Annotated in this window: 21 protein-coding genes; 15 read left to right on the top strand and 6 right to left on the bottom strand. The window is 73.6% G+C overall.

Going from position 1 to position 26,578, the window contains the following annotated elements:
- Positions 1-286: 286 nt before the first annotated feature.
- Positions 287-1,264, top strand: coding sequence for a glycoside hydrolase family 6 protein (locus POF43_RS13905; RefSeq protein ID WP_271315324.1), 978 nt, complete (start codon positions 287-289; stop codon positions 1,262-1,264).
- A gap of 222 nt (positions 1,265-1,486) precedes the next feature.
- Here the strand turns inward: POF43_RS13905 and POF43_RS13900 are convergent, their stop codons facing one another.
- The gene (locus tag POF43_RS13900) at positions 1,487-1,873 is read right to left on the bottom strand and encodes a hypothetical protein (RefSeq protein ID WP_271315323.1); all 387 of its coding nucleotides are present in this window, start codon (positions 1,871-1,873) and stop codon (positions 1,487-1,489) included.
- A 225-nt stretch (positions 1,874-2,098) separates the two neighbouring features.
- Entirely contained in the window at positions 2,099-2,827 is a 729-nt protein-coding gene (locus tag POF43_RS13895) for an alpha/beta fold hydrolase (RefSeq protein WP_271315322.1), read from the bottom strand.
- A gap of 437 nt (positions 2,828-3,264) precedes the next feature.
- Here POF43_RS13895 and POF43_RS13890 point away from each other — a divergent pair, with 437 nt between their 5' ends.
- The 4 genes from POF43_RS13890 to POF43_RS13875 are packed head-to-tail and all read left to right on the top strand — an operon-like array spanning position 3,265 to position 7,776.
- Positions 3,265-4,605 carry an ABC transporter substrate-binding protein gene (locus tag POF43_RS13890; protein ID WP_282704574.1) on the top strand — a complete coding sequence of 447 codons (1,341 nt, stop codon included), beginning with the start codon at positions 3,265-3,267 and terminating at the stop codon, positions 4,603-4,605.
- A gap of 13 nt (positions 4,606-4,618) precedes the next feature.
- Positions 4,619-5,542, top strand: coding sequence for a carbohydrate ABC transporter permease (locus POF43_RS13885; RefSeq protein ID WP_271315320.1), 924 nt, complete (start codon positions 4,619-4,621; stop codon positions 5,540-5,542).
- 1 nt (position 5,543) lies between these two features.
- Positions 5,544-6,449 (top strand): carbohydrate ABC transporter permease, encoded by a 906-nt coding sequence (locus tag POF43_RS13880; RefSeq protein ID WP_271315319.1) that lies wholly within the window; start codon positions 5,544-5,546, stop codon positions 6,447-6,449.
- A gap of 43 nt (positions 6,450-6,492) precedes the next feature.
- Positions 6,493-7,776 carry an enolase C-terminal domain-like protein gene (locus POF43_RS13875; RefSeq protein ID WP_271315373.1) on the top strand — a complete coding sequence of 428 codons (1,284 nt, stop codon included), beginning with the start codon at positions 6,493-6,495 and terminating at the stop codon, positions 7,774-7,776.
- A 56-nt stretch (positions 7,777-7,832) separates the two neighbouring features.
- Here the strand turns inward: POF43_RS13875 and POF43_RS13870 are convergent, their stop codons facing one another.
- Positions 7,833-8,987, bottom strand: coding sequence for a hypothetical protein (locus POF43_RS13870; RefSeq protein ID WP_271315372.1), 1,155 nt, complete (start codon positions 8,985-8,987; stop codon positions 7,833-7,835).
- 7 nt (positions 8,988-8,994) lie between these two features.
- Complete coding sequence (locus POF43_RS13865; RefSeq protein WP_271315371.1) at positions 8,995-9,903, bottom strand: 5-dehydro-4-deoxyglucarate dehydratase; 909 nt, start codon at positions 9,901-9,903, stop codon at positions 8,995-8,997.
- Positions 9,904-10,155: 252 nt separating this feature from the next.
- On the opposite strand from POF43_RS13865, the gene POF43_RS13860 reads away from it, so the two are divergent.
- The 8 genes from POF43_RS13860 to POF43_RS13825 all read left to right on the top strand — a co-directional run bounded on the left by POF43_RS13860 (position 10,156) and on the right by POF43_RS13825 (position 20,353).
- Positions 10,156-10,983 carry an IclR family transcriptional regulator gene (locus POF43_RS13860; protein ID WP_271315370.1) on the top strand — a complete coding sequence of 276 codons (828 nt, stop codon included), beginning with the start codon at positions 10,156-10,158 and terminating at the stop codon, positions 10,981-10,983.
- Between the two features lie 155 nt (positions 10,984-11,138).
- The gene (locus POF43_RS13855) at positions 11,139-11,984 is read left to right on the top strand and encodes an NAD-dependent epimerase/dehydratase family protein (RefSeq protein WP_271322880.1); all 846 of its coding nucleotides are present in this window, start codon (positions 11,139-11,141) and stop codon (positions 11,982-11,984) included.
- Position 11,985: 1 nt separating this feature from the next.
- Positions 11,986-13,479: an aldehyde dehydrogenase (NADP(+)) gene (locus POF43_RS13850; protein WP_271322881.1), complete on the top strand. Its 1,494-nt coding sequence runs from the start codon at positions 11,986-11,988 to the stop codon at positions 13,477-13,479.
- Positions 13,480-14,071: 592 nt separating this feature from the next.
- Entirely contained in the window at positions 14,072-15,097 is a 1,026-nt protein-coding gene (locus tag POF43_RS13845; protein ID WP_271315367.1) for a right-handed parallel beta-helix repeat-containing protein, read from the top strand.
- A 302-nt stretch (positions 15,098-15,399) separates the two neighbouring features.
- Positions 15,400-16,602: a lactonase family protein gene (locus POF43_RS13840; RefSeq protein WP_271322882.1), complete on the top strand. Its 1,203-nt coding sequence runs from the start codon at positions 15,400-15,402 to the stop codon at positions 16,600-16,602.
- A gap of 226 nt (positions 16,603-16,828) precedes the next feature.
- Positions 16,829-17,302 carry a hypothetical protein gene (locus POF43_RS13835; protein WP_282704573.1) on the top strand — a complete coding sequence of 158 codons (474 nt, stop codon included), beginning with the start codon at positions 16,829-16,831 and terminating at the stop codon, positions 17,300-17,302.
- Positions 17,295-18,557: a hypothetical protein gene (locus tag POF43_RS13830; RefSeq protein WP_271323776.1), complete on the top strand. Its 1,263-nt coding sequence runs from the start codon at positions 17,295-17,297 to the stop codon at positions 18,555-18,557. The genes POF43_RS13835 and POF43_RS13830 overlap by 8 nt, the downstream gene beginning before the upstream one ends.
- Positions 18,554-20,353 carry a hypothetical protein gene (locus tag POF43_RS13825; protein WP_271323775.1) on the top strand — a complete coding sequence of 600 codons (1,800 nt, stop codon included), beginning with the start codon at positions 18,554-18,556 and terminating at the stop codon, positions 20,351-20,353. Before POF43_RS13830 ends, POF43_RS13825 begins: the two co-directional genes overlap by 4 nt.
- A gap of 21 nt (positions 20,354-20,374) precedes the next feature.
- On the opposite strand, the gene POF43_RS13820 is transcribed toward POF43_RS13825, so the two are convergent.
- Together POF43_RS13820 and POF43_RS13815 are read right to left on the bottom strand one after the other, a co-directional pair.
- Positions 20,375-22,030: an APC family permease gene (locus POF43_RS13820; RefSeq protein WP_271323774.1), complete on the bottom strand. Its 1,656-nt coding sequence runs from the start codon at positions 22,028-22,030 to the stop codon at positions 20,375-20,377.
- A 246-nt stretch (positions 22,031-22,276) separates the two neighbouring features.
- Positions 22,277-23,770 (bottom strand): arabinofuranosidase catalytic domain-containing protein, encoded by a 1,494-nt coding sequence (locus POF43_RS13815; protein ID WP_271323773.1) that lies wholly within the window; start codon positions 23,768-23,770, stop codon positions 22,277-22,279.
- A 276-nt stretch (positions 23,771-24,046) separates the two neighbouring features.
- Here POF43_RS13815 and POF43_RS13810 point away from each other — a divergent pair, with 276 nt between their 5' ends.
- Together POF43_RS13810 and POF43_RS13805 are read left to right on the top strand one after the other, a co-directional pair.
- The gene (locus POF43_RS13810) at positions 24,047-25,063 is read left to right on the top strand and encodes a formylglycine-generating enzyme family protein (protein ID WP_271323772.1); all 1,017 of its coding nucleotides are present in this window, start codon (positions 24,047-24,049) and stop codon (positions 25,061-25,063) included.
- Positions 25,064-25,387: 324 nt separating this feature from the next.
- A complete protein-coding gene (locus tag POF43_RS13805) occupies positions 25,388-26,575 on the top strand; it encodes an ROK family transcriptional regulator (RefSeq protein WP_271323771.1) in 1,188 nt (395 codons plus the stop codon).
- Positions 26,576-26,578 lie beyond the last annotated feature (3 nt).

Here is a 26,578-nt window from a genome sequence, read left to right as displayed (position 1 = left end):
GCCGCCCCCTGACGGCGGGCCCGCCTCGGCCTGCGAGGCATCGTAACTCCGTCGCGGCGGAACCGGAAGCGCTTCCAGTCATATCCGGTACCGGCCCGTCAGCGCGGCGGGCCGCCGGCTCCCACCGCTTCGCCCAGGCGTTGCGCAAACCCTTGACACGTACGCGGCCGGGGTTCACGATCCCCCCAAGTCTCTGCGCCGCACCTCACCGGAAGCGCTTCCAGTCACCGGCTGGAAACGCCTCCTCAGCCCCCCACTCCACCCGCGCGAAGAGGAAGTGACCCGCATGCGACGACGCCTGCGCACCCTGGCCCTGCTCACCGCCGGCGGCCTGGCCGCCATCGGTCTGATGGGCGCCCCGTCCGCCTACGCGGCCGGAAATCCGATCAGTATGACCAACGGGTTCTACGTGGACCCGGGCAACAGCGCCGCGGTGTGGGCCGCGGCCAACCCCGGCGACGGCCGAGCGGCGGCCGTCGCGTCCTCCATCGGCTCGCAGCCGGCGGCCAAGTGGTTCGCCAGCTCCAGCGGCGACACCGGCCAGGAGACCGGCTCCTACGTGGGCGCGGCCGCGGCCAACGACAAGCTGCCGGTGCTCGTCGCCTACAACATCCCCGACCGCGACGTCTGCGCCGGCCAGTCCGCCGGCGGCGCCGCCTCCGACGCCGCCTACGACACCTGGATCGGCGCCTTCGCCGGCGGCATCGCCGCCCGCCCGGCCCTGGTCATCCTCGAACCCGACGCGCTCGCCGACGAGAGCTGCATGAACGCCTCGCAGATCTCCGACCGCGACGGCCTGCTCCAGAACGCCATCACCCAGTTCACCAACCAGGCGCCGAACAGCTGGGTCTACCTGGACGCCGGCAACCCCGGCTGGATCGCGGCCTCGACCATGGCCGACGACCTCAACGCGGCCGGGCTGAGCAAGGCGCACGGCTTCTCGATCAACGTGTCGAACTTCTACACCACCGACCAGAGCGTCGCCTACGGCAACGCGGTCAACGCGGACCTCAGCTCCCGCTACGGCTACACCAAGCCGTTCGTCGTCGACACCAGCCGCAACGGCAACGGCACCAACGGCAGCGAGTGGTGCAACCCGGCCGGCCGCAAGCTCGGTGCCACCGACCAGCAGGGCGGCGGCGCCGAAATGCTGCTGTGGATCAAGAGCCCCGGTGAGTCCGACGGCAACTGCGGCACCGGCCCGAACGACCCGGCCGGCCAGTTCGACCCGCAGCTCGCCTACGACCTCGTCTACGGCTACTGATACGACTACCGACCCGGCGTCCCCGGGACGGCGCCCCGCCGGACGAAGCACCGCGCGAGGCCGCCGACCAGCGGGAGCGAGCGTCCTCCCCGACCATCGCACCGCTCCCGAGGCACCGTTGAACGGCTGATCCGCTGAACGGCTGATCCGCTCAACCGTACGACCCGCCCCGCGCACCCCGGTCATCGCGACGGGTGCGCGGGGCGTCCGGCCGACCGGCCGTCACGTCGAACGGTCGCCGGCGCCTTCGTGCGGAAGGGCCGCCGCGCCGGCCCGGGCGGACCGGCGGCGCAGTGCCCGTTCCAGCAGGACCACGTCCACGATCGCGGCGAGCACCAGGGCGACGACGTTGAGCGTGGCGCTCGCGGTGGTGAGCCAGGCGGCGTCGCTGCCGTCCGGGCGGGTGGCGGGGGTCCAGATGCCGCCGACCGCGGCGATCAGCGGGTAGCCGCCGTAGATCACCACGACCGCCGCGATCCCGGCGGGCAGCGTCAGGGCGATCGCCACCAGGTAGAAGACGGCCTTCTGCTCGACGGCGCCGGCGACGGCGAGGCCGGCGACGACCATCGGGTAGCCGACCTCTGCCAGCCTGCGCGCCCTGCCGTGCATCCCTGGCCTCCCCCGTGCGGCACTTCCCGGTCCCGCCGCCCGATCGCGCCGTCGGCCCCTGCGCCGGCGGGTACGCGGTCCTGGTACGGATCTCCGGACCCTACCCGTTTCGTGCCGGCCGCAGCGTCGGATTCCGGCCCCGGACCGCGCGGGCCGCGTCTCCCACCGCGCGGGGCTCGCTTCCCGCCGCGTGAACGACCGCGGCCGGCCGATCGTGGTCCAGGGTCAGGCGACGGCCTCGTACGCCTTGAGGATGACGTCGGTGACGGCCTTCGGCTGGGAGATCATGATGACGTGTGATCCGTCGATCTCCGTGATGTCGGCCCCGGCGCGGCGGGCCATCGACCGGACCGCGTCGGCCCCGGCGGCCTTGTCCCCGGTGCCGACGGCGGACCAGACCGGCAGTTTCTTCCACGCGGCGGGGCCGTTGACCTCCGCGAAGGCCGAGGCGGCGATGGGGCGCTGCGAGAGGCCGTAGACGTCGGACTGCGCCTGCGACAGGTCGGCCGTGAAGACCTCGCGGAACCTGGCCGGGTCGATGACCACCTCGGTGGCCGTCTCGGACCCCTGACCGGTCGGGTACTGCTCCTCCTGGAGCGCGGACGTCAGAGCGCTGTCCTGGGAGCCGGCGACGATGTCGCCGAGTTTCTCGCCCTCGTCGGGCGCGAAGGCGGCCACGTAGACCAGCCCGGCCACGTTGTCGGTCTGCGGGACGGCGTTCGTGATGACCGCGCCGCCGTAGGAGTGGCCGACGGCCAGCACCCGGCCGGGGGTCTGGTTGATGACGCCGGCCACGTAGGCGGAGTCGGCGGCGACCCCGCGCAGTGGGTTGGCGATGGCTCGCACCGGGACGCCTGCCGCGACGAGGCGTTCGGTGACGGGCGCCCAACTGCCCGCGTCGGCGAACGCGCCATGGATGAGAACTACGGTCAGGTCGTCACTGTGGGAAGCCACGGTAGCTCCTTCGTCGATCGCAAGATGCCGGATTTCATGAGATAAAAGGCGTTTTGCCCCACCGTCGATGCTACGCCCCACCCGGCGGATCCACCGGCCCCGCGAGGGTGACGAGAACTCCCATCCCCGAACGCCGGCAAGGCCGTTGCCCGCGGCTACGAGTTCGCTCCGGGCCACCGCGGGGCCGGCCGGGGCGAGTTCACCCCGGCCCGTCGCAGGACCCGCCGCCTCGATCACAGGGCGCCACCGAGCCGCGAGGGGAGGGGTGGAGCGATTTTCTGTGGCGCGAAAAATTTTCACGCAGCTGAAAATCTGCCCCAAAATGCGGACCCGTCGGACCTCTTGACGCCGCCATAGGTGCCACGTAGGGTCCGATCGCATCACAGCTGTTCACGTCCCTGTAACTAGTTCATGTTTATGAAAGCGACGGGAGTGCCATGACGGCTCGAGGAACTGGCACCGGGCGCCGCCGGATGACGGGCATCGTGGTGGTGAGCGCGCTGTCGGCCGGTCTGCTGGCCGGCTGCGGATCCCACTCCGGGTCGTCGGCCGACAGCACCGGCCCGCTGAAGGTGTGGGTACGCGGCTCGGGGGACTCCCTGAAGGCGTACGACAAGATCTTCGCGGCGTTCACCGCGAAGACCGGTATCAAGGTCCAGCCGTACATGACGCTGACCGACTTCGAGACCAAGCTGTCCGCCTCCGCCTCGGCGCACAGCCTGCCCGACATGGTCATCGACAACGCCTCGCAGCTGGGCGACTTCGAGAGCCAGGGCATCATCCAGAAGGTCGACGCGTCGTCGGTCCCCGGGCTGAGCGCGCTCAGCCCGCAGGCCCTGTCCTCGGTGAAGGACCCCAAGGGAGCCACCTACGCCATCCCGTTCTCCGCGCAGGCCAACGTCCTGCTGGTACGCAAGGACTGGCTGGCGAAGCTGCACCTGAGCCCGCCGAAGACCTGGGCCGACGTGGAACGGGTCGCCAAGGCGTTCACCCGTGACGACCCGGACGCCGACGGCAAGAACGACACGTACGGCATCGACGTGCCGGGGACCACGGCCAACGGCTACATCTCCTGGTGGTGGTCCTCGCTGCTCTGGCAGGCGGGCGGCGACTACGTCAAGAGCGACGGCGGCGGCAAGTACACCGCCACCCTCGACTCGCCGCAGGCGATCAGCGCCGCCCAGGAGTTCGAGAAGCTGGCCTGCACCGACAAGGTCGTCCAGCCCGGCATGCTCAACGACGACACCACGGCCGGCAACAAGGCGTTCCAGACCGGCCTGACGGGCATGTACCTCACCGGTCCCTACGCGTTCGCCACCATGGACGCCAGTCCCGTGAAGGGCAAGTACGTCGCCGTCGCGCCCCCGGCGGGACCGGGCGGATCGCAGACCCTCGCCGAGGGCACCAGCATGTACCTGATGCAGGGCGCCAAGACCGACGAGGCCGAAAAGCTCGCCGGGTTCATGATCACGCCCACAACGCAGCAGCTCGGCATGACCGCCGTGCCGACCGCCACCGTGGTGCGGCTGCCGGTCACCCCCGGCCTCAACGCCGCCACCGCCCACTCCGACGACCCCCGCTGGGGCCTGGCGGCGACCGTCTACCAGAAGGACGGGCACTACGAGTACGACTCGCTGCCCAACTGGACCGCCCTGCGCCAGCTGACGTCCGACGACCTCAACGGCATGATCGCCCAGTGCGCGCCGCCCGCCGCGGCGATGAAGAAGCTGAACTCGCAGTTCCAGGCGGCGCTGGCCGCACAGGGCGTGGCGGGCTAGTCGAAGGATGGCCATGACCACCGAAACCCGCGCGCCCGCGCCGACCCGTACGGTCGCGGCGCCCCGGCGCGGCCGCGGCCGGCGGGCGCTCGTGCCCTGGCTCTACCTCGCGCCGGCCCTGCTGTTCTTCGCCGTCTTCCGCTTCTGGCCCACCGCCTGGGGCATCTACCTCAGCCTGTACAAGGTGCGCCCCTACCTGGGCAACCAGTGGGTCGGCGCGGACAACTTCGTCCGCGCCCTCCACGACCCGGCGCTGCGCTCGGCGGTCTGGCACACCGTGGTGGACGCGCTCGCCACCGTGGTCGGCTCGGCGGTGGCCGGGTTCGCCCTCGCGCTGCTCCTGGAGGGCCCGGCCCGGCTGCTGAAGCTCTTTCGCACCGCGGTGTTCCTGCCGGTGGTCGTCTCCATGGTGGCCATCGCCGAACTGTGGAGCTCACTGCTGTTCCCGGGCCGGTACGGCGCCGCCAACAGCGTGCTGCACCTGGCCGGCGTCGGCCCGCTGCCGTTCCTCAGCAGTCCGCACTCCGCGCTGGTGTCGGTGATCCTGGTCCAGGTGTGGAAGTCCGCCCCCTACGACATGATCATCTTCGTCGCGGGTCTGGCGGGCATCGACCGCGAGCTCTACGAGGCCGCGTCGCTCGACGGGGCCGGGCTGCTCCAGCGGCTGCGCTACGTCACGCTGCCGGCGCTGCGCCCCACCACCACCGTGGTGCTGACGCTCGGGGTGATCCGCGGCATGCGGGTGTTCACCGAGATCTACGTGCTGACCAACGGCGGCCCGAACGGCGCCTCGCAGACCGTCGTGCCCTACGACTACCTCCAGGCGACCACCAACAACGACATCGGGTACGCCGCGGCGATCTCCACCCTGTTCCTGCTCATCACCGTCGCGCTGACCCTCCTGGTGCAGCGGTGGCGCGGCCGAAGGGAGAGCTGAGATGGCACTCGGCGGATCGGCGTCCACCGCTTTGGGGCTGCGTGCGCCGCGCGCCCTGACCGAGGGTCCCGGCGCGCGGCGGGCCGGGCGTGCCGCACGCGTGGTCGTCTGCCTGATCGTGGTGGCCGTGTTCGTGCTGCCGCTGTGGTCGATGATCGCCACCGCCCTCAGCTCCGGCACGTCCCGGCTGGGGCAGATGCAGCTGATCCCGCAGGACTTCGGGCTGGGCAACGTGGAGACCGCGTGGCGCGAGGGGATGGGCAAGGGCCTGTTCAACTCGGCCGTCATGGAGGTCTTCGGGCTCAGCCTCCAGCTCGCGGTCTCCTCGATGGCCGCCTACGCGCTGGCCCGCAAGCGCTTCCGCGGGGCCGCGGCGGTCATGGTGCTGATCATGGCCACGATGATGATGCCGGACGAGGTCATCGCGATTCCGCTGTACCTCATCATCGGCAAGATCCCCCAGCCGTTCGGCGGCGGCACCCTGCTCAACTCCTACGGCGGGCTGATCCTGCCGCTGGTCGGCTGGGCGCTGCCCATCTACATCCTCACCGCGTTCATGCGGCAGATCCCGCTGGAGCTGGAGGAGGCCGCCCGGGTCGACGGCGCCGGGGACGTGTGGATCTTCCTGCGGATCATCGTGCCGCTGTGCAAACCGGCCCTCGCGACCTGCGCGGTCTTCGGTTTCCTGATGATCTGGGACCAGTACCTGCTGCCGCTGCTGGTCGTGCAGTCCCCGTCGCTGGACCCGCTGACGGTCGTGGTGACGTCGCTCCAGTCCAGCGAGGAGCTGGGCGACGGCGTCAAACTGGCCGCCGCCACCATCCTGATGGTGCCCAGCGTCCTGTTCTACCTGTGTCTCCAGCGCCTCTTCGAACGCGGCATGCTCAGCGGCTCGCTCAAGGGCTGACCCCGGTCGCCCCGCCCCGCCCGACGACCCCGAGAGGGAACGCATGAAACCGCCCCGGATAACCGGCGTCACCATCACCCCCGTCGCGGTACTCGACCCACCGCTGCTCAACGCCTCCGGTGTCCACCAGCCCTACCAGTTGCGCGCCGTCATCGAACTGCACACCGACGCCGGGATCACCGGGCTCGGCGAGGCGTACGGCGACGACCCGACGCTGGCCAACCTGCGGGCGGCCGCGCCGGTCCTGGAGGGCCTGAGCGTCTTCGACCTCAACGGCCTGACCGCGCGCACGGCCACCGCCCTGGGCGCCGCGGCCCCCGGCAGCCCCACCGACCTGATCGGCGCGGCCTCCCGCGAGAAGACCATCGCCCAGACCGTCGGCGCCCTGGAGGTGGCCTTCTACGACGCGCAGGGCAAGGCGACCGGCCTGCGGGTGTGCGACGTGCTGGGCGGCGCGGTCCGCGAGGCCGTCCCGTACAGCGCCTACCTGTTCTACCGCTGGGCCCGCCACCCGCAGGGCGCGACCGGCCCGGACTACCCGGACGACGACTTCGGGGAGGCGCTGGACCCGGCGGGCATCGTCGCGCAGGCCAAGCGCCTGGTGGACGTCTACGGCTTCGGCTCGCTCAAGCTCAAGGGCGGCGTCTTCGCCCCCGAGGAGGAGGCCGAGGCGATCGCCGCGCTCCACGAGGCGTTCCCCGGCCGCCCGCTGCGCCTGGACCCCAACGCCAACTGGTCGGTGGAGACCTCGCTGCGCGTCACGCCGCGGCTGGAGGGCCTGCTGGAGTACCTGGAGGACCCGACGGGCGGCAACCCCGGCATGGCGCGGGTCGCCGCGGGCACCTCGCTGCCGCTGGCGACCAACATGTGCGTGACCTCCTTCGCGGAGATCCCGGAGGCCGTCCGGCTCGGCTCGGTCTCCATCGTGCTGTCGGACCACCACTACTGGGGCGGCATGCGGGCCTCGCAACGGCTGGCGGGGCTGTGCGCCACGTTCGGCTGGGGCCTGTCGATGCACTCCAACACCCACCTGGGCATCTCGCTGGCGGCCATGACGCACCTGGCCGCCGCCCTGCCCGAGCTGACCTACGCCTGCGACACCCACTCGGTGTGGCAGCGCGAGGACGTGGTGCGGCCCGGCGCCCTGGTGTGGTCCGAAGGATCGCTCGCCGTGCCGGCCGGCCCCGGCCTCGGTGTCGAGCTGGACCGCGAGGCGCTGGCCCGGCTGCACCAGCAGTACCTGGACTGCGGGATCAGGTCCCGTGACGACGTGAGCGCCATGCGGCTGGCCGATCCCTCCTGGGAGCGCCGCAAGCCGCGCTTTTGACGGGCGCCGGGTGCGGTCCTCGCGGCGGGTGCCGCGGGGACCGCACCGCGCCGTCGTCAGGCGTGCGGGGCGAGCGCCGCCAGGTCCGCGGCGGTCGCCAGGCCCGCGTGGTAGTAGCGCAGCTCGGTCGCCCCGGCCGCACCCAGGTCCGCGCTCCAGGCGGCCAGATCCGCCAGGTCGGCGCCCATCCCCGAGACGATGGACACCGTCGCGGCCACCGCCTGCCCGGCGGTGGCCCGCCCGGCGTACGCGCGGACCGCGTCCAGCCCGGCCTCGGAGCGTTTCTGGCAGGCCAGCACCACCCCGTCCGCCCCGCCGGGGGCGAACAGCGCCCCGGGGGCCACCCCGACGTTGGCGCCGGTGACCAGCGGGTCGGGGTCGGCGTGCAGCAGGACCGGCAGGTCCGGCCGGACCTCGCGGACCGCGGAGAGGGCCGCCTCGCGCAGCCGGTCGGCCGCCGCCACGCGCATCGCGGCGACGGCCCCGGCCACCGCGTCCTCCAGCGGCGGGACGGGCCGCCCGGCGAACAGCTCCTCCAGCCGCCGCCGCACCCCGGCGCGCAGCTCGGGCACGTCCAGGCCGGCGCCGCGGTAGCCGCTCGCGCACGCCGGGCAGAAGCACAGCGACAGCAGCAGCCTGCTGTACGGATCGGGTGCCGCGCCGCCGGTCTTGTCGTGGGCGTGCAGGTGGCCGAAGCCGTACCAGCCGCACGACTCCAGCTCGACGCCCGCCACGTGCGGCTGCCGCGCGGCCTCGGCGGCCAGGGTCGCGCAGTACGCGATCACCTGCTCGGAGGAGATGCACAGCGCCCACGGGTAGGGGTCGCCGAACGCGTTGACCACGGCGTGTGCGGGCAACAGCGTCCCCAGCCGCTGGTTGTGGGCCAGTACGACCCAGGCGTAGACCCGCAGGCCCGCCCGGTCCAGCTCGGCGGCGGCCGCCCCGAAGGACGCGCCGCCGCCGTCCACCTGGACGGGCCGCAGCGCGGCGTCGCGCCAGCGCCGCTCGTCCGGGGGGAAGAAGACGGCCGAGTGCGGGGTCGTCACCACCTTGTGCCGCGGATGGCGCGGGGTCAGGGCGCGCACCGTGTGGTAGGCGGTGGCCAGCACGACCCGGTCGATGCCCAGCCCGGCCAGCAGCGGCGCGCAGTCCGGGTCGCCGACGACGTCCCACGGGTAGAGGTTGGCCCCCTTGAGGGGCGTGGTGGTCATCGGCCGCTCACCCGAGCAGCCGGCGGGCCGCGTCGGCCAGCGCCAGGACGGTGTCCACGTGCTCGGGCGCCGGCTCGGTCAGCGGGGCGCGCACCCCGCCCACCCGGTGTCCGACGGCCCGGGTCGCGGCCTTCACCAGCGACACCGCGTAGCCGGGCCGGCCGGCGCGCAGTTCGACGTAGGGCCGGAAGAAGGTGTCCGTCAACGTGTCGAGGACCGCGGTGTCCTTGTTCTCCAGCGCCTCGTGGAAGGCGAGGGCGAGGTCCGGGGCGAAGCAGAAGACCGCGGAGGAGTACAGGGGGACGCCGATGGCGCGGTACGCCTGCTGGGTCATCTCCGCGGTGGGCATGCCGTTGAAGAAGCGGAAGCCCGGCACGTTGGCGGTGCGCACCGCGCTGACGACGCGCAGCATCAGGTCCAGGTCGCCGAGTCCGTCCTTCAGGCCGACGATGTTGTCCACCGTGGCCAGTTCGGCGACCGTGGCGGGGGCGAGGCGCACCTGGTCGCGCTGGTACAGGATCAGGTCGAGGTCGGTGCTCGCGGCGAGGGCGGAGTAGTGGGCGAACAGCCCGTCCTGGCCGGCGTCCGAGGCGTAGGGGGGCAGGACGAGCAGCCCGTCGGCGCCGGCGCGGCCGGCGGCCTCGGCGTACGCCTGGGCGAGCGCGGTGCCGTAGCCGCAGCCGGCCACCACCGGGACCCGGCCGCCGGCGACGTCGACGGCGGCCGCGACGGCGGTCTCGTACTCCGCCAGCCCGAGGGCGGGGAACTCGCCGGTGCCGCAGGCGGCGAAGACCGCCGCCGGGCCGGACTCCAGCCGGTCCCCGATGTGCCCGCGATAGCCCTCGACGTCCAGCGCTCCGCTGTCGTCGAAGGAGGTGACGGGGAAGAACAGCAGGCCGTCGAGGCGTTCGGCCAAGCGGCGAGCGGCGTGGGGAGGGTGCGTGGACAAGGTGGCGACCTCCGGTCCGTGTTCATCAGGGTGAACACTTTTCATACCAGCGAACATCGCCTACCCTAAGAGCGGTACGAAACGGCAGTCAAGGCCCGTGCTAATCTCATATGTGAATAGACATCCACAGATGAGAATACGTCGGGACCTTCGCGCACACCGGTACGAAACGGCGCCCCGGGAACCGTTCCCCACCCCTCCTCCCCGAGAGAAGCTCCCATGGACGAGTTGGAAGAGCCACAGCAGGTCTCCCCACGGCGGCAGTCCCCGGGGCGCCCGGCCTCCACCTCCTCCTCGTCGGCCGTGAAGTCCGCCGACCGCACGGTGGAACTGCTCGAACTGCTGGCGCGCGTGCGCGACCCGCTGACGCTGAGCGAGATCCACCGGGAACTCGGGTACCCCAAGTCGTCGCTCTTCGTACTGCTGCACACCCTGGTGGCGCGCGGCTGGGTGGAGACCGACCGGCGCGGCACCGGGTACTTCATCGGCCTGCACGCGCTGCTGGTCGGCACCTCCTACCTCGACCGCGACCCGGTCATCCGGGCGGCCACCCGCACGCTGGAGCAGCTGCGCACCGAGGTGAACGAAACCTGCCACCTGGCCAGGCTGGAGGGGCCGGACGTGGTCTACCTGGCCAGCCGGGAGTCGGCGCACCACCTGCGCCTGACCTCCAGGGTCGGGCGCCGGCTGCCGGCCCACGCCACGGCGCTGGGCAAGGCCCTGCTGGCCCGGCGCTCCGACCAGGAGGTGCTGGAGCTGCTGCCCGAGACGCTGGTGCCGCTGACCGCGCACACGATCACCGACCGGGACGCGCTGCTGGCGGAGCTGGCCGAGACCCGCGCCCGCGGCTACTCCGCCGAGCAGGAGCAGAACACCGAGGGGCTGGGCTGCTTCGCGGTGGCGCTGGACCACGGCGGCCCGGTGGTGGACGCCATCAGCTGCTCGGTCCCGCTGGCCCGCCTGAAGGAGGGCGACCACGCGGCCCAGGTCCTCGACGCCGTCCAGCGCCACGCCGGCGAGCTGTGCACGCTGCTGCGGATGGTCTGAGCGCGGCCCGCCGACAGCCGGCGGCGGACCGCGCCGCCGGGTGTGCCGTACCCCGTGCCGCCCGGTCCCTGTGCTCCCCGCGCTCCCGTCCCCCGGCGGGAGCCGGCGAGCCGCGTACGCCTTGAGGAACCCGAAGAGCGAAGGAGAACGAGGACGTGTCACGGATCCTGATCACCGGCGCCGTCGGCGGTGTGGGCACCATCCTGCGGCCCCAGCTGGCCGCCCCCGGGCGCACGCTGCGCCTGCTGGACATCGCGCCGCTCGCCGACCTGCCCGCGATCCCCGCGGCGGCGGCCGGCCGCACCGCGGACGGGGAGGAGTACGTCCAGGCGTCGGTGACGGACGCGGCCGCCATGGAAAAGGCGTGCGAGGGCGTCGACGCGATCATCCACCTGGGCGGCATCTCCGTGGAGGCCCCCTGGGAGCGCATCCACGAGGTCAACATCGGCGGGACCTGCACGGTCTTCGAAGCGGCCCGCCGCACCGGCGTCCCGCGGGTGGTCTTCGCCTCCTCCAACCACGTCGTCGGCTTCCACACGCCCGACGAGTACCCGTTGCCCGAGACCGTGACGCCGCTGCCCGACACCTACTACGGCGTCTCGAAGGTGGCCGGCGAGGCGCTGGGCGCCCTGTACGCGCACCGCTACGGGCTCGACGTGATCTGCGTGCGGATCATGTCCTGCTTCCCCGAACCCGCCAACCCGCGCATGCTCGCCACCTGGCTCTCCCCCGACGACGCGGGCCGGCTGTTCGAGGCCTGCCTGACCGCGGAGAAGCCCGGTTACCGGGTGGTCTACGGCGTGTCCGACAACACGCGCGGCGGGTGGGTCTCCCAGGAGGGCGCCCGCGCACTCGGCTTCGAACCGCGCGACAACGCCGAGGCGTACGCCTCCCAGGTGCGCGAACGCGCCGGCGAGGTCGCCGACGACGATCCCGTCCTGGCCCACCTCGGCGGCCAGTTCTGCTTCCCGAACCTCGACGCCGATCGGCTGGGTGCCTGACATGACCGACTCCGACGCCACCCCCGGCTTCGTCCAGGGCCACGACCCGCGCACCGGCAAGCCCACCGGGCAGCCGGTACCCGTCACCCCGGCGGACGCCGTCGACCGGACCGCGGTCGCCGCCGCGGCCGCCTTCCCGCGCTGGCGCGACACCGCGCCGGCCGCCCGGGCCGCCGCCCTGGAGGCCGTCGCCGACGCCCTCGACGCCCGGGCCGCCGACCTCGTCGCCGTCGCCGACGCCGAGACCGCGCTCGGCGAGGTCAGGCTGACCGGCGAGGTGGCCCGCGCCACCGGCCAACTGCGGCTGTTCGCGCGGCTGTTGCGGGACGGCGGCCACCTGGACGTGGTGATCGACCCGCCGGGCGGCCCGGGCCCCGACCTGCGCCGCACCACCCGTCCCACCGGGCCGGTCGCCGTCTTCTCCGCCTCCAACTTCCCCTTCGCCTTCTCCGTCGCCGGCGGCGACACCGCCTCCGCGCTCGCCGCCGGCTGCCCGGTCGTCGTCAAGGCGCACGAGGCCCACCCGGGCACCTCCGAGCTGACCGCCACCCTCGTCACCCGGGCGCTGGCGCGGGCGGGCGCGCCGGACGGGGTGTTCGCCGTCGTGCACGGCTTCGAGGCCGGCCCCGCCCTGGTGCGGCACCCGGCGATCACGGCCGTCGGCTTCACCGGCTCCTCCCGCGGCGGCCTGGCCCTGTCCGAACTGTGCGCGCGGCGTGCGGTGCCCATCCCCTTCTACGGTGAGCTGGGTTCCGTCAACCCCGTGCTGGTGCTTCCCGGCGCCGCCCGCGGCCGCCGCGACGACGTCGCCACCGGTTACGCCGCCTCCCTCACCCTGGGCGCCGGCCAGTTCTGCACCAACCCGGGCGTGCTGTTCGTCCCCGACGACCAGCCACTGGTCGAGGCGCTCGGCGCGGCGGTCACCCGCAGCGCGGGCGCGCCCATGCTGTCCGAACGCATCCACGCCGGGTACCAGGAGTCCCTCGACCGCCTCGACCGGCGCGCCGACCTCACCCTGCTGGCCCGCGGCGTCCCCGGCGACGGTCCCTGGGCCGCGACGCCCACCGTCTACCGCACCACCGCGGCCGCCGTAGCGGCGGCGCCCGACCTGGTCACCGAGGAGCACTTCGGGCCGATCGGCATCGTCGTCACCGGCGCCGGCCCGGCCGAGGCGGCCGACCTGCTCGATCGGGCCGGCGCCGGCCAGCTCACCGCAACCGTGCAGCTGGACACCGGGGACGCCGACGACCTGGCCCTCGCACGCGACGCGCTGGCCCGGCTCGCCCGGCACGCCGGACGGCTGATCGTCAACGGCTGGCCCACCGGCGTCGCCGTCACGGCCGCCCAGCACCACGGCGGCCCCTACCCGGCCACCACCGCCCCGGCCCACACCTCCGTGGGCGCCACCGCGATCCGCCGCTGGCTCGTGCCCGTCGCCTACCAGGACGTCCCGTCCGAGCTGTTGCCCCCGGAGCTGCGCGACACCACCGTCTGACGCTCGCACCGCACCACCCGACGCCGAAGCCGCCGCTCCCCCGTGGAGCGGCGGCTTCGAGCGTTTGCGGGTGACGACTTCGCCGGTGGGGGTGACGACTTCGCCGGTGGGGGCGTTGGCTTCGCCGCTGGGAGCGGTGGCTTGGCCGTTGGGGCAACCGATCTTTTATTCGCATTCGTGAACACATTTCACCCTTGGGAAACTTTGCCGTTTCATGGCTTACCGGGCCACCGCGTCCGTGTGACCGTATGAAGTGCCCCAGCGCCTGAGGGGCCGTCGGATCCGGCTCCGCGGTGACGCGTCCGCTCCACCTGCCCGGCCGTCACCGCACCGCCTCACCCCCGGACCAGGTCCACTGCCGCGAAGTCCGCCGGCACCCCGGCACCCCTTCGCGGGAGCTCCGCCGCGTCCCCGCCCGGCTCCGCCGTTGCCCTGCTCCGTCCGTACCCGGCTCAGCTGCCCGGCTCAGTCCTTGCCGGGCTCAGTCGTCACCCGAAAGCCGGCTTGTCCGGAGGCCGGCTCGCCCGCGAAAGCCTCCGCTCCGCCGGCGGCCCCACCCGCCGCCACCGCTCCCCACAGATTGGTGAATCCCATGACCACCCGTACGCGCCGGATCAGCCTGCTCGCCACCGCGGCCCTCCTCCCCCTCGGCGTACTGGCGGCGACCGGCGCCAGCGCGGCCACGCCCGCCGCGTCGGGAACCACCATCGCGGTGTCGACCTCCGCCGAACTGACCAGCGCCCTGGCCTCGGTGAAGGCCGGCGACACGATCTCGCTGGCCGGCGGCGTCACCTACTCCGGTGCCTTCGACGCGACCACCAGCGGCACGTCGAGCGCGCCGATCACCCTGACCGGTCCGTCCAGCGCGATCCTCACCAACTCCGACAGCAGCGGCGACCTGGGCACCGGCTACGGCTTCCACCTGGAGGCCGGTTACTGGAACCTGACCGGCTTCAGCGTCGACGACTCGGCCAAGGGCGTCGTGCTCGACGGGGCCGACCACGACGTCCTCGACGGCCTCACCGTCCACGACATCGGCGACGAGGGCATCCACCTGAGGGCGTTCAGCAGTGACGACGTCGTCGAGAACAGCACGGTGCACGACACCGGCCTGAAGGACGCCGGGTACGGCGAGGGCGTCTACATCGGCAGCGCGAAGAGCAACTGGAAGACCTACACCGACGGCAACCCCGACCTCAGCGACGACGACCGGATCACCGGCAACACCTTCGGGCCGAACGTCGCCGCCGAGAACATCGACGCCAAGGAGGCCACCGTCGGCGGGACCATCAGCGGAAACACCTTCAGCGGCAAGGGGGAGAGCGGGGCCAACTCCTCCACCGACGTCGTCGCCGTCAAGGGCAACGACTACACCGTGTCCGGCAACACCATGAGCGACGGCCTGGTCGACGGCTTCGAGGTCGAACAGCTCGTCGACGGCTCCGGCTGCGGCAACGTCTTCACCCAGAACGACATCGACCTCGGCGCGTCCGGCTACGGCTTCAACGTCAAGGACCAGAAGAAGTGCGCCTCCGACCCCAACGTCGTCGGAACGTCCAACACCGTGACCGCGGCGGGCGACGGCGCGGCCTCGATCCCCGAGACGTCGGGCGAGTGACGCCCTGACACATCCGGGCTCGCGTCGTACGTCGCCCCCGGCGCACGGCGGAGCCCGGTGCCGGACGGCGCGTCGGGCCCGCCCCGCATGCGGCGGCGGGCCCACGGGGTAAGGAACAGGCGCGGAGGAACGGCCGGCGACCCCTCGCGCGTTGGTGAGCCGCCCTCGTACGGTACGGGGACGGACGGCACCGTCACGAGCGACCGGCCCGCCGGGCGCGGGCGTTCGGTGCCGCCGCGCGATGGACCGCCCGCCGGGACACCGCCGTCCGAAGCGCTTCAGGCCGACCGGAAGGACGCACAGTGACCGACGACCAGCACGCCCGCCCCACCGCACGACCATCGGCACCGGCCGGGATATCCCGGCGGCTGCTGCTGGGCGCCGCCGCGACCGCCGCGCTGTCCGCCACGGCCGGTACCGCCCAGGCGGCCCCGCGCACCGCGGCGGCCCGATCGCCCCGGGCGGCCGGAGCGGACGCCCGGGCGCTCTATATCGGCACCTACAGCTCCTCCGGCGGGCCCGGCCTCGGGCTGGCCACCTACGACCCGGCCACCGGGGCGGTGACCGGCACCGGTTCGGTCGCGGTGGCCGACCCCTCGTTCCTGGCCGTCGGGAGCGGCGACCTGCTGTACACGGTCAACGAGTACGAGAACACCGTGTCCGCCCTGTCCACCTCGGGCGGCCCGAAGGTGCTCAACAGCAGCGACACCGGCGGCTCCGGCCCCTGCCACCTGACGGTCCACGCGGCCGGCGGCCACCTGCTGACCGCCAACTACGACTCCGGGAGCGTCGCGGTGCACGCCCTGGCCGCCGACGGCACCCTCGGCGACCGCACCGACCTGGTGCAGCACACCGGGTCCGGCCCCGACCCCAGCCGGCAGAGCGGCCCGCACGCCCACATGGTGCTCAACGACCTGGCGGGCTCCTTCGTGCTCGCCATCGACCTGGGCACCGACACCATCTACACCTCCACGCTGGACACCGGCACCGGGAAGCTCACCGCCGTCTCGCAGGCCGCCACCGAGCCCGGCGCGGGCCCCCGGCACGGCGCCTTCCACCCCTCGGGGCGGTACCTGTACGTGGCCAACGAACTCGGCAACACCCTGACGGTGTGCGCCTACGACCCGGCCACCGGACTGGTCACGCCCGGCGCCTCGCTGCCGACGGTGATGCCGGGCGACACCGGCACCGAACGCAACTACCCGGCGGAGGCGGTCGTCTCACCGGACGGCGCCTTCCTCTACGTCTCCAACCGCGGCGACGACAGCATCGCGCGTTTCTCCCTGGACGGCGACGGCGGGCAGCCGACCCTGCTCGACACCGTGCCGGCCGGCGGCGCCTACCCGCGGCACATCGCCCTGGCCCCGGGCGGCGACCTGCTGTTCGCCGCGAACCAGAACTCCGGCACGGTCACCGCCTTCACCCGCGACGCGACCACCGGCGCGCTCACCTCGGCCGGCGCCCCCTTCGCCGCGACCGCGGCCGTCTGCGTCCTGCCCCGCTGATCCCCGCCCCGCCGCCCCGCCGAGCCCCCCGGCTCGGCGGGGCGGCGGCGCGTTCGCCTCCGGTCCCGACGATGCCGCCGCCCCCGGTACGCGCCGGCGGCGCGGACTTCCCCGGTCCGGTTCGCGGGAGGCGGTCCGCTGTCCGGCGAGGCGTTGCTCGGGGATCACAACCGTATGATGTGCCGTCACATAATAGGAAGACAAGGTGAGTCATGAGGGGATGAGGATGACTGTGGAGATTCAGGTACGGATAGCCCGGACGATGGACGGGGACGACCTGCGGGCCGTGCGGCGGCTGATCGAGGCCGAGTACGCGGTGGACTGCGCGCTCACCCCCGTCGAGTCCGACTCACCCACGCTCGGGGTCTCCCACGACCTGCTGACGTTCTTCCTCAGCACCTCCGGGACGTACGCCGTCAACGCGGTCCTCGACCAGGTCAGGAGCTGGCTGCACGAGCGGTCCCAGCGCTACGGCACGCCCCCCGAGACGGACGCCCGGGCCGTCGGACGGGCCGAGAACGCACCGGACGCACCGGACGCACCCGCCTCCAACGCCCCGGCCCCCGCCCCGCGTTCGGCGCCCGCCGCACCGTCGGCCCCTGTCGCGCGATCGGCCCCCGCCGCCCCCGCCACGCGGTCCACCCCCGCGGCGGAACCCCCCGCCGCCCGTACCGCCGGATCGCCGGCCGGCGATGACTGAAGCCCGCGGGGAGCGGCAGGCGATCATCATCAGCGTCGGGCGGTACGCGGCGGGGTCGGGGCTCACCGGCTACGACAGCGTCGACGCGACGGCGCGGCGGCTGACGGAGCTGCTGGAGCAGGACGGCCGACCGTTGTGGGACCGGGTGGTGCGGGTGGTCGACCCCGAGTCGCCGCACGGGATCATCGACACCATCGCGCGGGGGATGCAGGCCGCGCGCGGCGGCGGACGGCTGCTCGTGCACTACATCGGACACGGCGAGGTGCTGACCGTGGGCAGCGGTGAGACCTACAAGTACACCGGTCTGGCCCTCAGCACGTCGCGGACCCGGGCGCCGTGGAGCTTCCTCGCGCTGGACGTCGTGCAGGAGGAGATGCGCGTCCACCACGACTGCGCGCGGGCGCTGGTGCTGGACTGCTGCAACAGCGCGGGCGCCGGGGCGCTCGGGGTGCCGGCGCTGGAGTTCGGGGAGCCGGACGGGCGGCGCGACCCGTTCGGCGCGCGGCCGGCGGCGGACGCCTGGTCGGCCCGCGACCCGAACACCTGCGTGCTGACGGCCGTCTCCCACGGGTCGCGCAGCCAGCTGACCGGCGCGATACGGCCGGACGGCCTCACCGAGTTCAGCGGGCTCATGATCGACGTGCTGGAGAGCGGGATTCCGGGTGCCGGGGCCGTTTTGAACATCCGCGACCTCTACCAGGGGATGAAGGACAGCCCCCAGGGCAAGGACGTGCGGCCGGGCCTGATCCAGCGTGGCCCCTATCCGCTGGACGTCTTCCCCAACCGCGCCGCGCCGGACCACGCCGCCCGCGGCGGTCCGCCGGACACCCGCGAGCAGGACCGGCGGCTGGCCGCGGCCGATCCCAGGGAACTGGTGGCCGCCTGGATGCGCCGCCAGGGACCGCTGGCCGACATCGACACCGACCGGGTCGTCGCCTGCGTGCAGCGGCGCATGGCCGGGGCGCCGGCCGCCCACGTCGCCCACATCGTGCACCTGACGCACGGGTACGAGGAGGGCACCGTCGAGTGGCTGCGCGACACGCTGTCGCGGCCGCTGCTGGGCCGGGACGCGTGGGACAACGGCACCGTCATGCGGGCGCTCGCCGCCCACGGCTGCCCGGACTGCCTGCTGTTCGGCCGCTGGATCGGCGACAGCGTCGTCAAGCACGGCGGCCCCCAGGACGCGCTGCGGCTGATGGCCGGCCGCCGGCACGATCCGCTCTCCCCCGGCCCGGGCGGTGGTGGGACACCGTGACGCCCACCGCCGACAACGCCGCACCGGCGCCCTGCGGCGGCCCGGAACCCGGCCACCCCGGCCCCGGCGCCGGGCACGACGGCCCGGCTCCGGCCCGGCACGACGACCGCGCCCTCGCCGCGGGTGCGGCCACCGCCGGCGACCGCACGCACCCCGCGGTCACGCCCGCGGCGGCGGACCGCACCCACCCCTACGACCCGGCGTATCCGCCCGACGCCACGTACCCGTACGACGCGACGCTGCCCCACGCCCCGACCGGCGGCGGCGGTCCGCGGGCCGACCTCGCGGGTGACGAGGACCTGCGCAACCTGGTGCAGTTCGCGAAGGAGAAGTCCGCCGGCGAACTGGTGGAGTTCGCGGGCGGGTTGCGCGACGGGGTGGGCAGCGGGACGCCGGGACGGGCGCCGGTGGGCGACTGCGAGGGCGCGCTCACCGTGCTGGAGGAGTTCGCCGAGGAGCGGACGCCGCACGAAGTGGCCCTGCTCGTACAGCGGTTGGCGGACGGCGGACAGCCGTACGACGTGCGCGCGGTGCTGGAGGCGGCGGCCCGGCACAAGTCGCCGCAGGAGATCGTGGAGTTGCGCGGCCTGCTGCCGGAGCGGGCGGCGGACCGGCTGGTGGAGCAGTTCACCGCGCACCGCCGGCCGCGTGACGTGGCGGCCCTGCTGCGGGTGCTGGCCGGACCGCGCGACGGCGGCGTGCAGGACGCGCGCCCGTGGGCCGACGCGGTCGCCCACCAGGTGCTGGCGCTCTACGTGGCGGCCGCCGCCCCGTCCGGCACGCGGGCCGGCGCGGCGCCGGACGGGCTGCGCGGGTACCCGGTCGCCCGGCTGCTGATGCTGATGTGGCACCACCGGCTCGACGCCTGGGCGCAGTGGCTGATCGAGCACGCGACGCCGGCGCGGCGGCCGGCGGAGGCGCTGCTGGGGCTGGACGCGGCGCTGGAGGCGTTCCGGCCGGGCGGCCACGCGCTGCCGGACAGCATGTGGGCCCGGCTGGAACCGGAGGATTTCGTCACGTTGCTCGTCCGCACCTGGCCGGACCCCGGTCCCGCCGGGGCGGCCTCGCCCGACCGGGACCGGATTCTCGGCGGCGCGCTGGAGCGCCGGCCCGCCGAGGTGCAGGCGATCCACGCCGGGCTCTCGGGGCGAGCGCCGCACCTGGCCCGGCCGCTGATCGTCCGGATCGCGGCGGCCAAGGAGCCGCGCTACATCACCGAGTTCGCCCGGTGCCTGCCCCGCGAGGACGCCGCCGCCCGCGCGGAGCTGCTGCTGGAGGCGGCCGGCCGGCGCACCGGGGAGGTGCTCGGCGACCTGGTGCAGCGGTGGAAGGGGCAGGTGCGCGACGAGCAGGGCTGGCGCGAGCTGCTGACCGCGATCGCCGGGCGGGCGGCCGGGCCGGTGATCGTGGAGACCGTCCGCGAACTGTGCGACCACAACAACCACGACCTGGCCGCCGACCTGGTGGAGGAGGCCGTCGGCAGTCCCCCGCGGCTCACCGGTTCGGAACTCGCCGACCTCGTCACGCTGGTCAGGCCGCCGCGCCGGCGGGTCAGGACGAACCGCACGGTCGCCCGCTACCTCGGCGACGCCTACCGGACCCGGTCGGCCGGCGCCGTCCTGCTCGTCGACTACGTACAAACGCTGCGCGGCGCCTTCCCGGAAGGCATCCGGGACGTGGACGACGCGGTGGTCAGCATCGGCGTGTCGCGGCCGGTGCGGGAGTACGCGGCCGAACTGGGCCGGCGCGGCGAGCACGGCCACGAGCGGCGGGTGCTGGACCGCGCCCCGGACTGACCCGTGCGCGGGGGCGCCGCGCTACGCCGGGTCCCGCCACGCCGCGGCGGGGCCGTCGTCCAGCGTGCGCAGCTCCTGCTTGTAGCGGCACGACTGCGCGACGCCCAGGTGGTACGCGCCGAGGCCGAGCGCGGCGACGAGGCAGATGCCCGCGGCCTGCGGCAGCAGGAGGTGGCCGCCGGGGCTCCACGAGCCGAGCAGCCGCAGCCCGTACAGGAGGGCGAAGTAGCCGATGAGCCAGCCGGCGCGGCGCTGGTGCAGGCGCCGGCGGACCTCGACGGCGTTGCGCGCGAAGACGAACGCGAGGATCGCCACGCCGAACATGAACGCCAGGGCGACGCTGAGGTTCTTCGTCCCGGCGGCGTAGGCCAGGACCGTGGCGAGGGTGAAGCTCAGCGGCGCGAGGAGCGCGTACGTGCGGCGGAACGGGTTCTCCGCCTCGCCGTCGCCGTCGCCCTGCTGCCAGGTGCGGCGGAAGACGGTGTAGCTGACGGCGGTGTAGGAGTAGACGAACAGCGCGATGACCCCGGTGGCGGAGACGATCGACTCCCAGTCGTGCAGCAGGAGCAGCATCAGCATGCCGAGGGCGAAGTTGGCGATGAGCGCGACGCGCGGTACCTGGCGGCTGCCGTACGTTCGGCTCAGCGACAGCGGTTTGACCAGGCCCTGTTCGGCGGCGGTGCGCAACTCGGCGGCGACGAAGGAGGCGAAGACCAGCGCGGTGGCGAACGGTGAGGCCATCCCGTCGACGAACAGCGCCGCCGCCAGCCACGGCAGCATGCTGCTGCGGGCGATGCTCATGTACGGCGTGTCCATGCCGTGGGCGACGCCGCCGAACGGCAGGTGCCCGATGTAGGCGACCTGGAGGGCGGTGTAGAGGACGGCGGGGATGCCCAGGCCGATCAGGACCGCGCGGCGCAGGTGGCGGGGGTTGGCCTCGCCGGCGTGGTCGATCGGCCCCTGGAAGCCGGTGAAGCCGAAGACCACACCGGCCACCGTGACCGCCTTGAGCACGCTGCCGAGACTGCTGGACGTGCCGCCGTGCGGGGCGGTGTCGAGCGGATTCCAGTGGAATTTGAAGCAGAACAGCAGGACGGCCGTTCCCAGCGGAATGAAGAACTTGGCCACCGTGAAAGCCACGTTGACCTTGGTGACGACCGTGAGACCGAGCCAGTTGATCGAGAAGACCAGGGTCATCACGGCGGCCGCGAGCAGCACTCCGGTCCAGGTGAGCCGGTGGTCGGACGAATCCGGGGTGCTCGTGCACAGCGAGTGCACCTGGGGGCACAGGCCGCGGACGACGGCCGCCGCCTCCGTCGGCATGTTCGCCGCGAACGTGACCACCAGGCCGGCGCCGATGATCGTGCCGACGCTCTTGCCGCTGCTCTCGGTGGGCCAGCGCACCAGGGCGCCGTTGTGCGGGCGCCGGGTGGCCAGCGCGACCATGACCAGGGCCATGCAGCCCAGGGCGGCGGCGCCGATCACCCAGGACACCCACGCCCAGTCGCCGGCCATGTTGAACGCGTCCTGCCCGGCCAGCAGCCAGCCGGAGCCGATCACGCCGCTCATCGCCATGCTGATCAGCCCGAACTGACCGATCAGCGGCCTGCCGCCCCGGCCCGGCGCGGTGCCGTCCGCCGATTCCCCGGCCGCTCTGCTGCCCGCCGCTGTGACCATGCTTCTCCGCAACCCCGTTGAACGCCTGGCCCATTGTGTTTTCCGGAGCTTACGCACCGCAACGCGTTCGGGAGCCTTTACTTCGTCAACCGGCAAAGGGCGCAAGGAATCAACGCAGCGGTGGACGCGAACCGCCGTAATTCTCGCGGGAGTTGCTGTTGCCGGCGGCCGGGAAGCGGGCTGCGGCACCGGTGTTGGAGCTGCCGCTCCCCGCCGGACCCGGCCGCCGCGCTCCCCGGCCGGGGGTCAGTCCAGGGTGAACTTCTGGGCGGCGGAGCCGTTGCAGTCGTAGATCTGGAGCGCGGTACCGTTGCCGGTGGCGCCGGACGGGGAGTCCAGGCAGCGGCCGGACTGCGGGTTGAGCAGGCTTCCGTCGGACTGCTGGCGCCACACCTGGCCGCCGACGCCGTCGCAGTCCCACAGCTGGACCTTCGTGCCGTTCGCCGTGCCGTTGCCGGCGATGTCCATGCAGCGGCCGAGGGTCTCCAGCGAGCCGTCGGCGTTGTGCGTCCAGTGCTGGTCGACGGAGCCGGACTGGCAGCCCCACAGCTGGACGGCGGAGTGGTCGGTGCCGGTGTCGTCGCCGTCGACGTCCACGCACGTGCCGCCCGGGCCGGAGATGGTCGCTCCGGTGATGCCGGAACTGCCGGAGTAGCCGGCCGCCACGATGTTCGCCTGGACGGCGTTGTCGGCCGCGTCGGTGGAGTAGCCGGCCGTCATCACCCCCTCGAAGAACGATCCGGCGGAGGCGTTGCTGTTGTCGCCGCCGGTGCCCAGGACGATGGAGCCCTCCTGCTGCATGGGGGTGTAACCGCCGGTGGGCAGCGCGCCGTTCCACCAGGTGGACAGGCTTCCGGACTGGGCGTTGCCGCCCTTGAGCGCGAAGGCGGTCTGCCCGTTGTTCTTCAGCAGCGCGGTGACGAACGGGCTGGCGTTGCCCTGGTCGGCGGGGTTGTTGCCGCTGCCCTGGAACAGGCCGTTCTCCAGGTCCGCCGCGACCCAGGGGCCGTTGCCGGTGCACGGCGGGAGGTGGCAGCGGGTGCCGATGTAGACCGCGTCCATGTGGCCGTTGCCGGTGTCGGTGATGGTGTGTTCGGCGTTGCCGTAGTCGAAGCAGCAGCCACCGTTGACGTGCGTGCCGCTGGCCACCATGTACATCGACTCCGGCTGGCCGCCGACCGCGACGCCGGCCGCGTCGGTGTGGCGGTACCCGGTGCCGGGGGTGACGAGGACGCCGTAGACGGCGTGGCCGGCGACGGTCATGGGCAGCGCGGAGGCCACCGCGCCGTGGTCGGCCGCGCCGGCGGCGCCCGCGCCTTCGACGGTGAGGTCGTTGTGCCGCGGGGACTGGTCGTAGATCTTGCTGATGACGCAGGTGGTGCCGGCGCAGAAGGTGTCCTGCGCGGCGGCGTCGGCGTAGCCGCCGGGGGCCAGCAGGCCGATGTCGCGGGTGGCGTTGTCCGAGACCCGGGTGACCTGGTACAGGCTGCCGTCGTAGCCGGAGTACAGCGCGCGGACCGTGCTGTTCGCGGCCACGCACGGGGTGCCGGCCGCGGCGTAGATGTCGCACGGCAGGGAGCCGGCGGCCTGGGAGGTGCCGGGCAGGGCGACGAGGGCGCCGACGACCAGGACCAGGCCGGCGCCGAAGGCGAGCAGGCCCCGCAGCCAGCGGTGCCGGGAGCGGGCGGTGAGCGGGGAGGCAGCGGGGGGCGGTGCGGCAGGAACGCGGTTTCCGCGCATGCTGATGTGCTCCTGTGAGGAGTGACCGATGAGGAGTGCGGACCAGGGGGAGCGGGAGGCGGAAGGGCCGGGGAAGGGTCTCGCTACTGCGCCGTGATCGGGCGGACACCCGTGGTCGGGCTCCGGCCGCAGAAGCTACGCACACTGGTCAGCCACGTCAAGGTTCGGTTAGGTTTTTCGCTTCTGACCTGGCACGACGTTGGATTGCGGCGTTTTTCGCCGCATCTGCCCCTGTCCCGGGCGCCGCGCGCCCCCGAACAAAACCGGAGACATCGCATGAACGCAACGCAACCGGGCGCGAGTTGCTGCGCGCCGGGCCGCGGCGGCGGCACCGGGCCGGCCGACGGGTCCGGCGCGGTCCGCCTCCCCCCGGCGCCGGGAACCGCCCCCGGCGGCGCGGACCGTGCGGCGGACGGCCGCGCCGCACCGGCCGGGGGCGAGTCGCACGGGACGCTGGTGCCGCTGCCGGGCGGGACGTTCCTGATGGGCACCCAGGACGCGGAGGGCTTCGCGGAGGACGGCGAGGGGCCGGTGCGGCCGGTGACGCTGCGGCCGTTCTCGATCGACGCGTACGCCGTGAGCAACGAGCGGTTCGCCCGGTTCGTGGCGGACACCGGCCACGTCAGCGAGGCCGAACGCTTCGGCTGGTCCTTCGTGTTCGCCGGCTTCCTGCCCGCCGCGCTGCGGCGCGGCGCGGCCCGGCCGCCGCAGGCGCCGTGGTGGTGCGGGGTCCCCGGCGCCTCGTGGCGGACCCCGTTCGGCCCCGGCAGCGGTCTCGACGGGCTGGCGGACCACCCGGTGGCGCACGTGTCGTGGGCGGACGCCGCCGCCTACTGCCGCTGGGCGGGCGGGCGGCTGCCCACCGAGGCGGAGTGGGAGTACGCGGCGCGCGGCGGCCTCGACCAGCGGCGCTACCCGTGGGGCGACGAGCTGACGCCCGGCGGCGAGCACCGCTGCAACATCTGGCAGGGGCACTTCCCCACGAAGAACACCGCGCTGGACGGCTACCCGGGCACCGCGCCGGTGGACGCCTTCGCACCCAACGGCTTCGGCCTGTTCAACATGGCGGGCAACGTCTGGGAGTGGTGCGCCGACCGGTGGACCACCGACCACACCGCCCGCCGGCGCACCGACCCGGCCGGCCCGGCGAGCGGCGCGAACCGGGTGATGCGCGGCGGGTCCTACCTGTGCCACCGCTCGTACTGCAACCGATACCGGGTGGCCGCCCGCACGTCGAACACCCCGGACAGCACGACGGGCAACCTCGGCTTCCGCTGCGCCCGCGACGCGTGACTCCGCTGCGCCCGCGACGCGTGAGGTGAACGGCGCCGCCGGGCCGTACGGCAGCGGTGCGGCGGGAGCCGGTGCAGTGGCCGAAGCGGTCCGTCGCGGGCGGCGGTCGTGGTGGCCGAAGGCCGGTCCCGGTGGCCGAATATGAACGCGTGTGACGGGAGCGCAACGTGTGTGCGAAGGATCGGCGGGAATCCGCTGCCGCGCACCGCCCCGGTAAAGCGGTTGTGAGCTGCGGTGATGGCGCCGAGGCGGTCCCGGACGCCGGCGGAATTGTTTTTTTCCGGGCCATTGACGAAAAAACTCCGGGCTCCGCATCCTGTCGGCATGCAGCAACACGACGGCCCGCTGGCGCGGCTCCGCAGGGGGCACGAGGAACTCGTGCTGGACCTGTTGCGCAAGCACGGGCCGCTCAGCCGCGGTGAGTTGGGCGCGCGCTGCGGACTGTCGCGCACCACGCTCTACGACATCGTCGCCGCGCTGGTCGCCAACGGCGCGGTGGTGGCGTCGGCTCCGCAGGCCGGCCCGCGGCGGCGCGGCCGGCCGGTGGAGCGCCTCGCCCTCAACCCCGGTGCCGGACAGGCCATCGGCGTCGACTTCGCCCGGCGGGCGGTGCACGTCGCCGCGGTGAACGTGGCGCACGAGGTCGTCGGCACCGCGAGTCACGCGCACGGCCCGGACCTGTCCTGGCCGCAGCGGATCGAACTGGCCGAGCGGCTGATCGGTTCGCTGGCCGGTGACTCGCTGCGGCTGGACGCGCTCAGCGCGATCGGGGTCGGCGTGGTCGGCCCGGTCGCCTGGCAGCCGGCCGACGACATGCCGGGACCGCCGGCGGAACTGGTGCCGTTGCTGCGCCGGAAGTTCGCGGTGCCGGTGCTGGTGGACAACAACACCCGGCTCGCGGCGCTCGCGGAGTCGACGTGGGGCACGGCCGCCGGCGAACAGGACGTGCTGTACCTGCGGTTGTCGCACGGCGTCGGCGGCGGGCTGGTGGTGGGCGGCGCGCTGCACCGCGGCGCGTACGGGCTGTCCGGCGAGTTCGGCCACATCACCGTCGACCCGGACGGCGGACCCTGCGAGTGCGGGGGCACCGGCTGCCTGGAGACGGTGGCGTCGGTCGGCGCGGTGCTGGAGGCCTACCGGGCGGCCGGCGGCGAGGCCGCCGACATCGCCGGGCTCACCGCGGCCGCCCGGGCCGGCGAACCGGTGGCGGCCGGTGTCCTCGCCGCGGCCGGCCGCCGGGTCGGCGCGGTGCTGGCCGCGGTCTCCAACGCCGTCGGGCCGGGAGTGATCGTCATCGGCGGCGAACTGGCCGCCGCCGGCGAGGCGTTGACCGGCCCGGTCGAACGGGAGCTGTCGCGCCGGCTGCTGCCCGTCTCCCGCCACCGGCTGGACCTGCGGCCGGCGGCACTGGGCGAGGTGGGCGCCGCGCTCGGCGGCATCGCGCTGGTCCTGCACCAGTCACCGCTGCTGTCCCGCTACCCGGGGCGGCCACGAATCGGGGAGGACGGATGAACC

Source organism: Streptantibioticus silvisoli, assembly GCF_027947535.2.
Classification (GTDB): Bacteria; Actinomycetota; Actinomycetes; order Streptomycetales; family Streptomycetaceae; genus Streptantibioticus_C; species Streptantibioticus_C silvisoli.
This window is presented reverse-complemented; position numbering and strand designations above follow the sequence as displayed.

Excerpts from the sequence above, each read along its gene's own strand:
- POF43_RS13850 (WP_271322881.1), top strand. The coding sequence starts at position 11,986 with ATGACCGACTCCGACGCCACCCCCGGCTTCGTCCAGGGCCACGACCCG.
- POF43_RS13805 (WP_271323771.1), top strand. The coding sequence starts at position 25,388 with ATGCAGCAACACGACGGCCCGCTGGCGCGGCTCCGCAGGGGGCACGAG.
- POF43_RS13875 (WP_271315373.1), top strand. The coding sequence starts at position 6,493 with ATGAAACCGCCCCGGATAACCGGCGTCACCATCACCCCCGTCGCGGTA.
- POF43_RS13830 (WP_271323776.1), top strand. The coding sequence starts at position 17,295 with ATGACTGAAGCCCGCGGGGAGCGGCAGGCGATCATCATCAGCGTCGGG.
- POF43_RS13870 (WP_271315372.1), bottom strand. The coding sequence starts at position 8,987 with ATGACCACCACGCCCCTCAAGGGGGCCAACCTCTACCCGTGGGACGTC.
- POF43_RS13820 (WP_271323774.1), bottom strand. The coding sequence starts at position 22,030 with ATGGTCACAGCGGCGGGCAGCAGAGCGGCCGGGGAATCGGCGGACGGC.
- POF43_RS13900 (WP_271315323.1), bottom strand. The coding sequence starts at position 1,873 with ATGCACGGCAGGGCGCGCAGGCTGGCAGAGGTCGGCTACCCGATGGTC.
- POF43_RS13885 (WP_271315320.1), top strand. The coding sequence starts at position 4,619 with ATGACCACCGAAACCCGCGCGCCCGCGCCGACCCGTACGGTCGCGGCG.
- POF43_RS13815 (WP_271323773.1), bottom strand. The coding sequence starts at position 23,770 with ATGCGCGGAAACCGCGTTCCTGCCGCACCGCCCCCCGCTGCCTCCCCG.
- POF43_RS13905 (WP_271315324.1), top strand. The coding sequence starts at position 287 with ATGCGACGACGCCTGCGCACCCTGGCCCTGCTCACCGCCGGCGGCCTG.
- POF43_RS13860 (WP_271315370.1), top strand. The coding sequence starts at position 10,156 with ATGGACGAGTTGGAAGAGCCACAGCAGGTCTCCCCACGGCGGCAGTCC.
- POF43_RS13810 (WP_271323772.1), top strand. The coding sequence starts at position 24,047 with ATGAACGCAACGCAACCGGGCGCGAGTTGCTGCGCGCCGGGCCGCGGC.
- POF43_RS13880 (WP_271315319.1), top strand. The coding sequence starts at position 5,544 with ATGGCACTCGGCGGATCGGCGTCCACCGCTTTGGGGCTGCGTGCGCCG.
- POF43_RS13890 (WP_282704574.1), top strand. The coding sequence starts at position 3,265 with ATGACGGCTCGAGGAACTGGCACCGGGCGCCGCCGGATGACGGGCATC.
- POF43_RS13845 (WP_271315367.1), top strand. The coding sequence starts at position 14,072 with ATGACCACCCGTACGCGCCGGATCAGCCTGCTCGCCACCGCGGCCCTC.
- POF43_RS13835 (WP_282704573.1), top strand. The coding sequence starts at position 16,829 with ATGACTGTGGAGATTCAGGTACGGATAGCCCGGACGATGGACGGGGAC.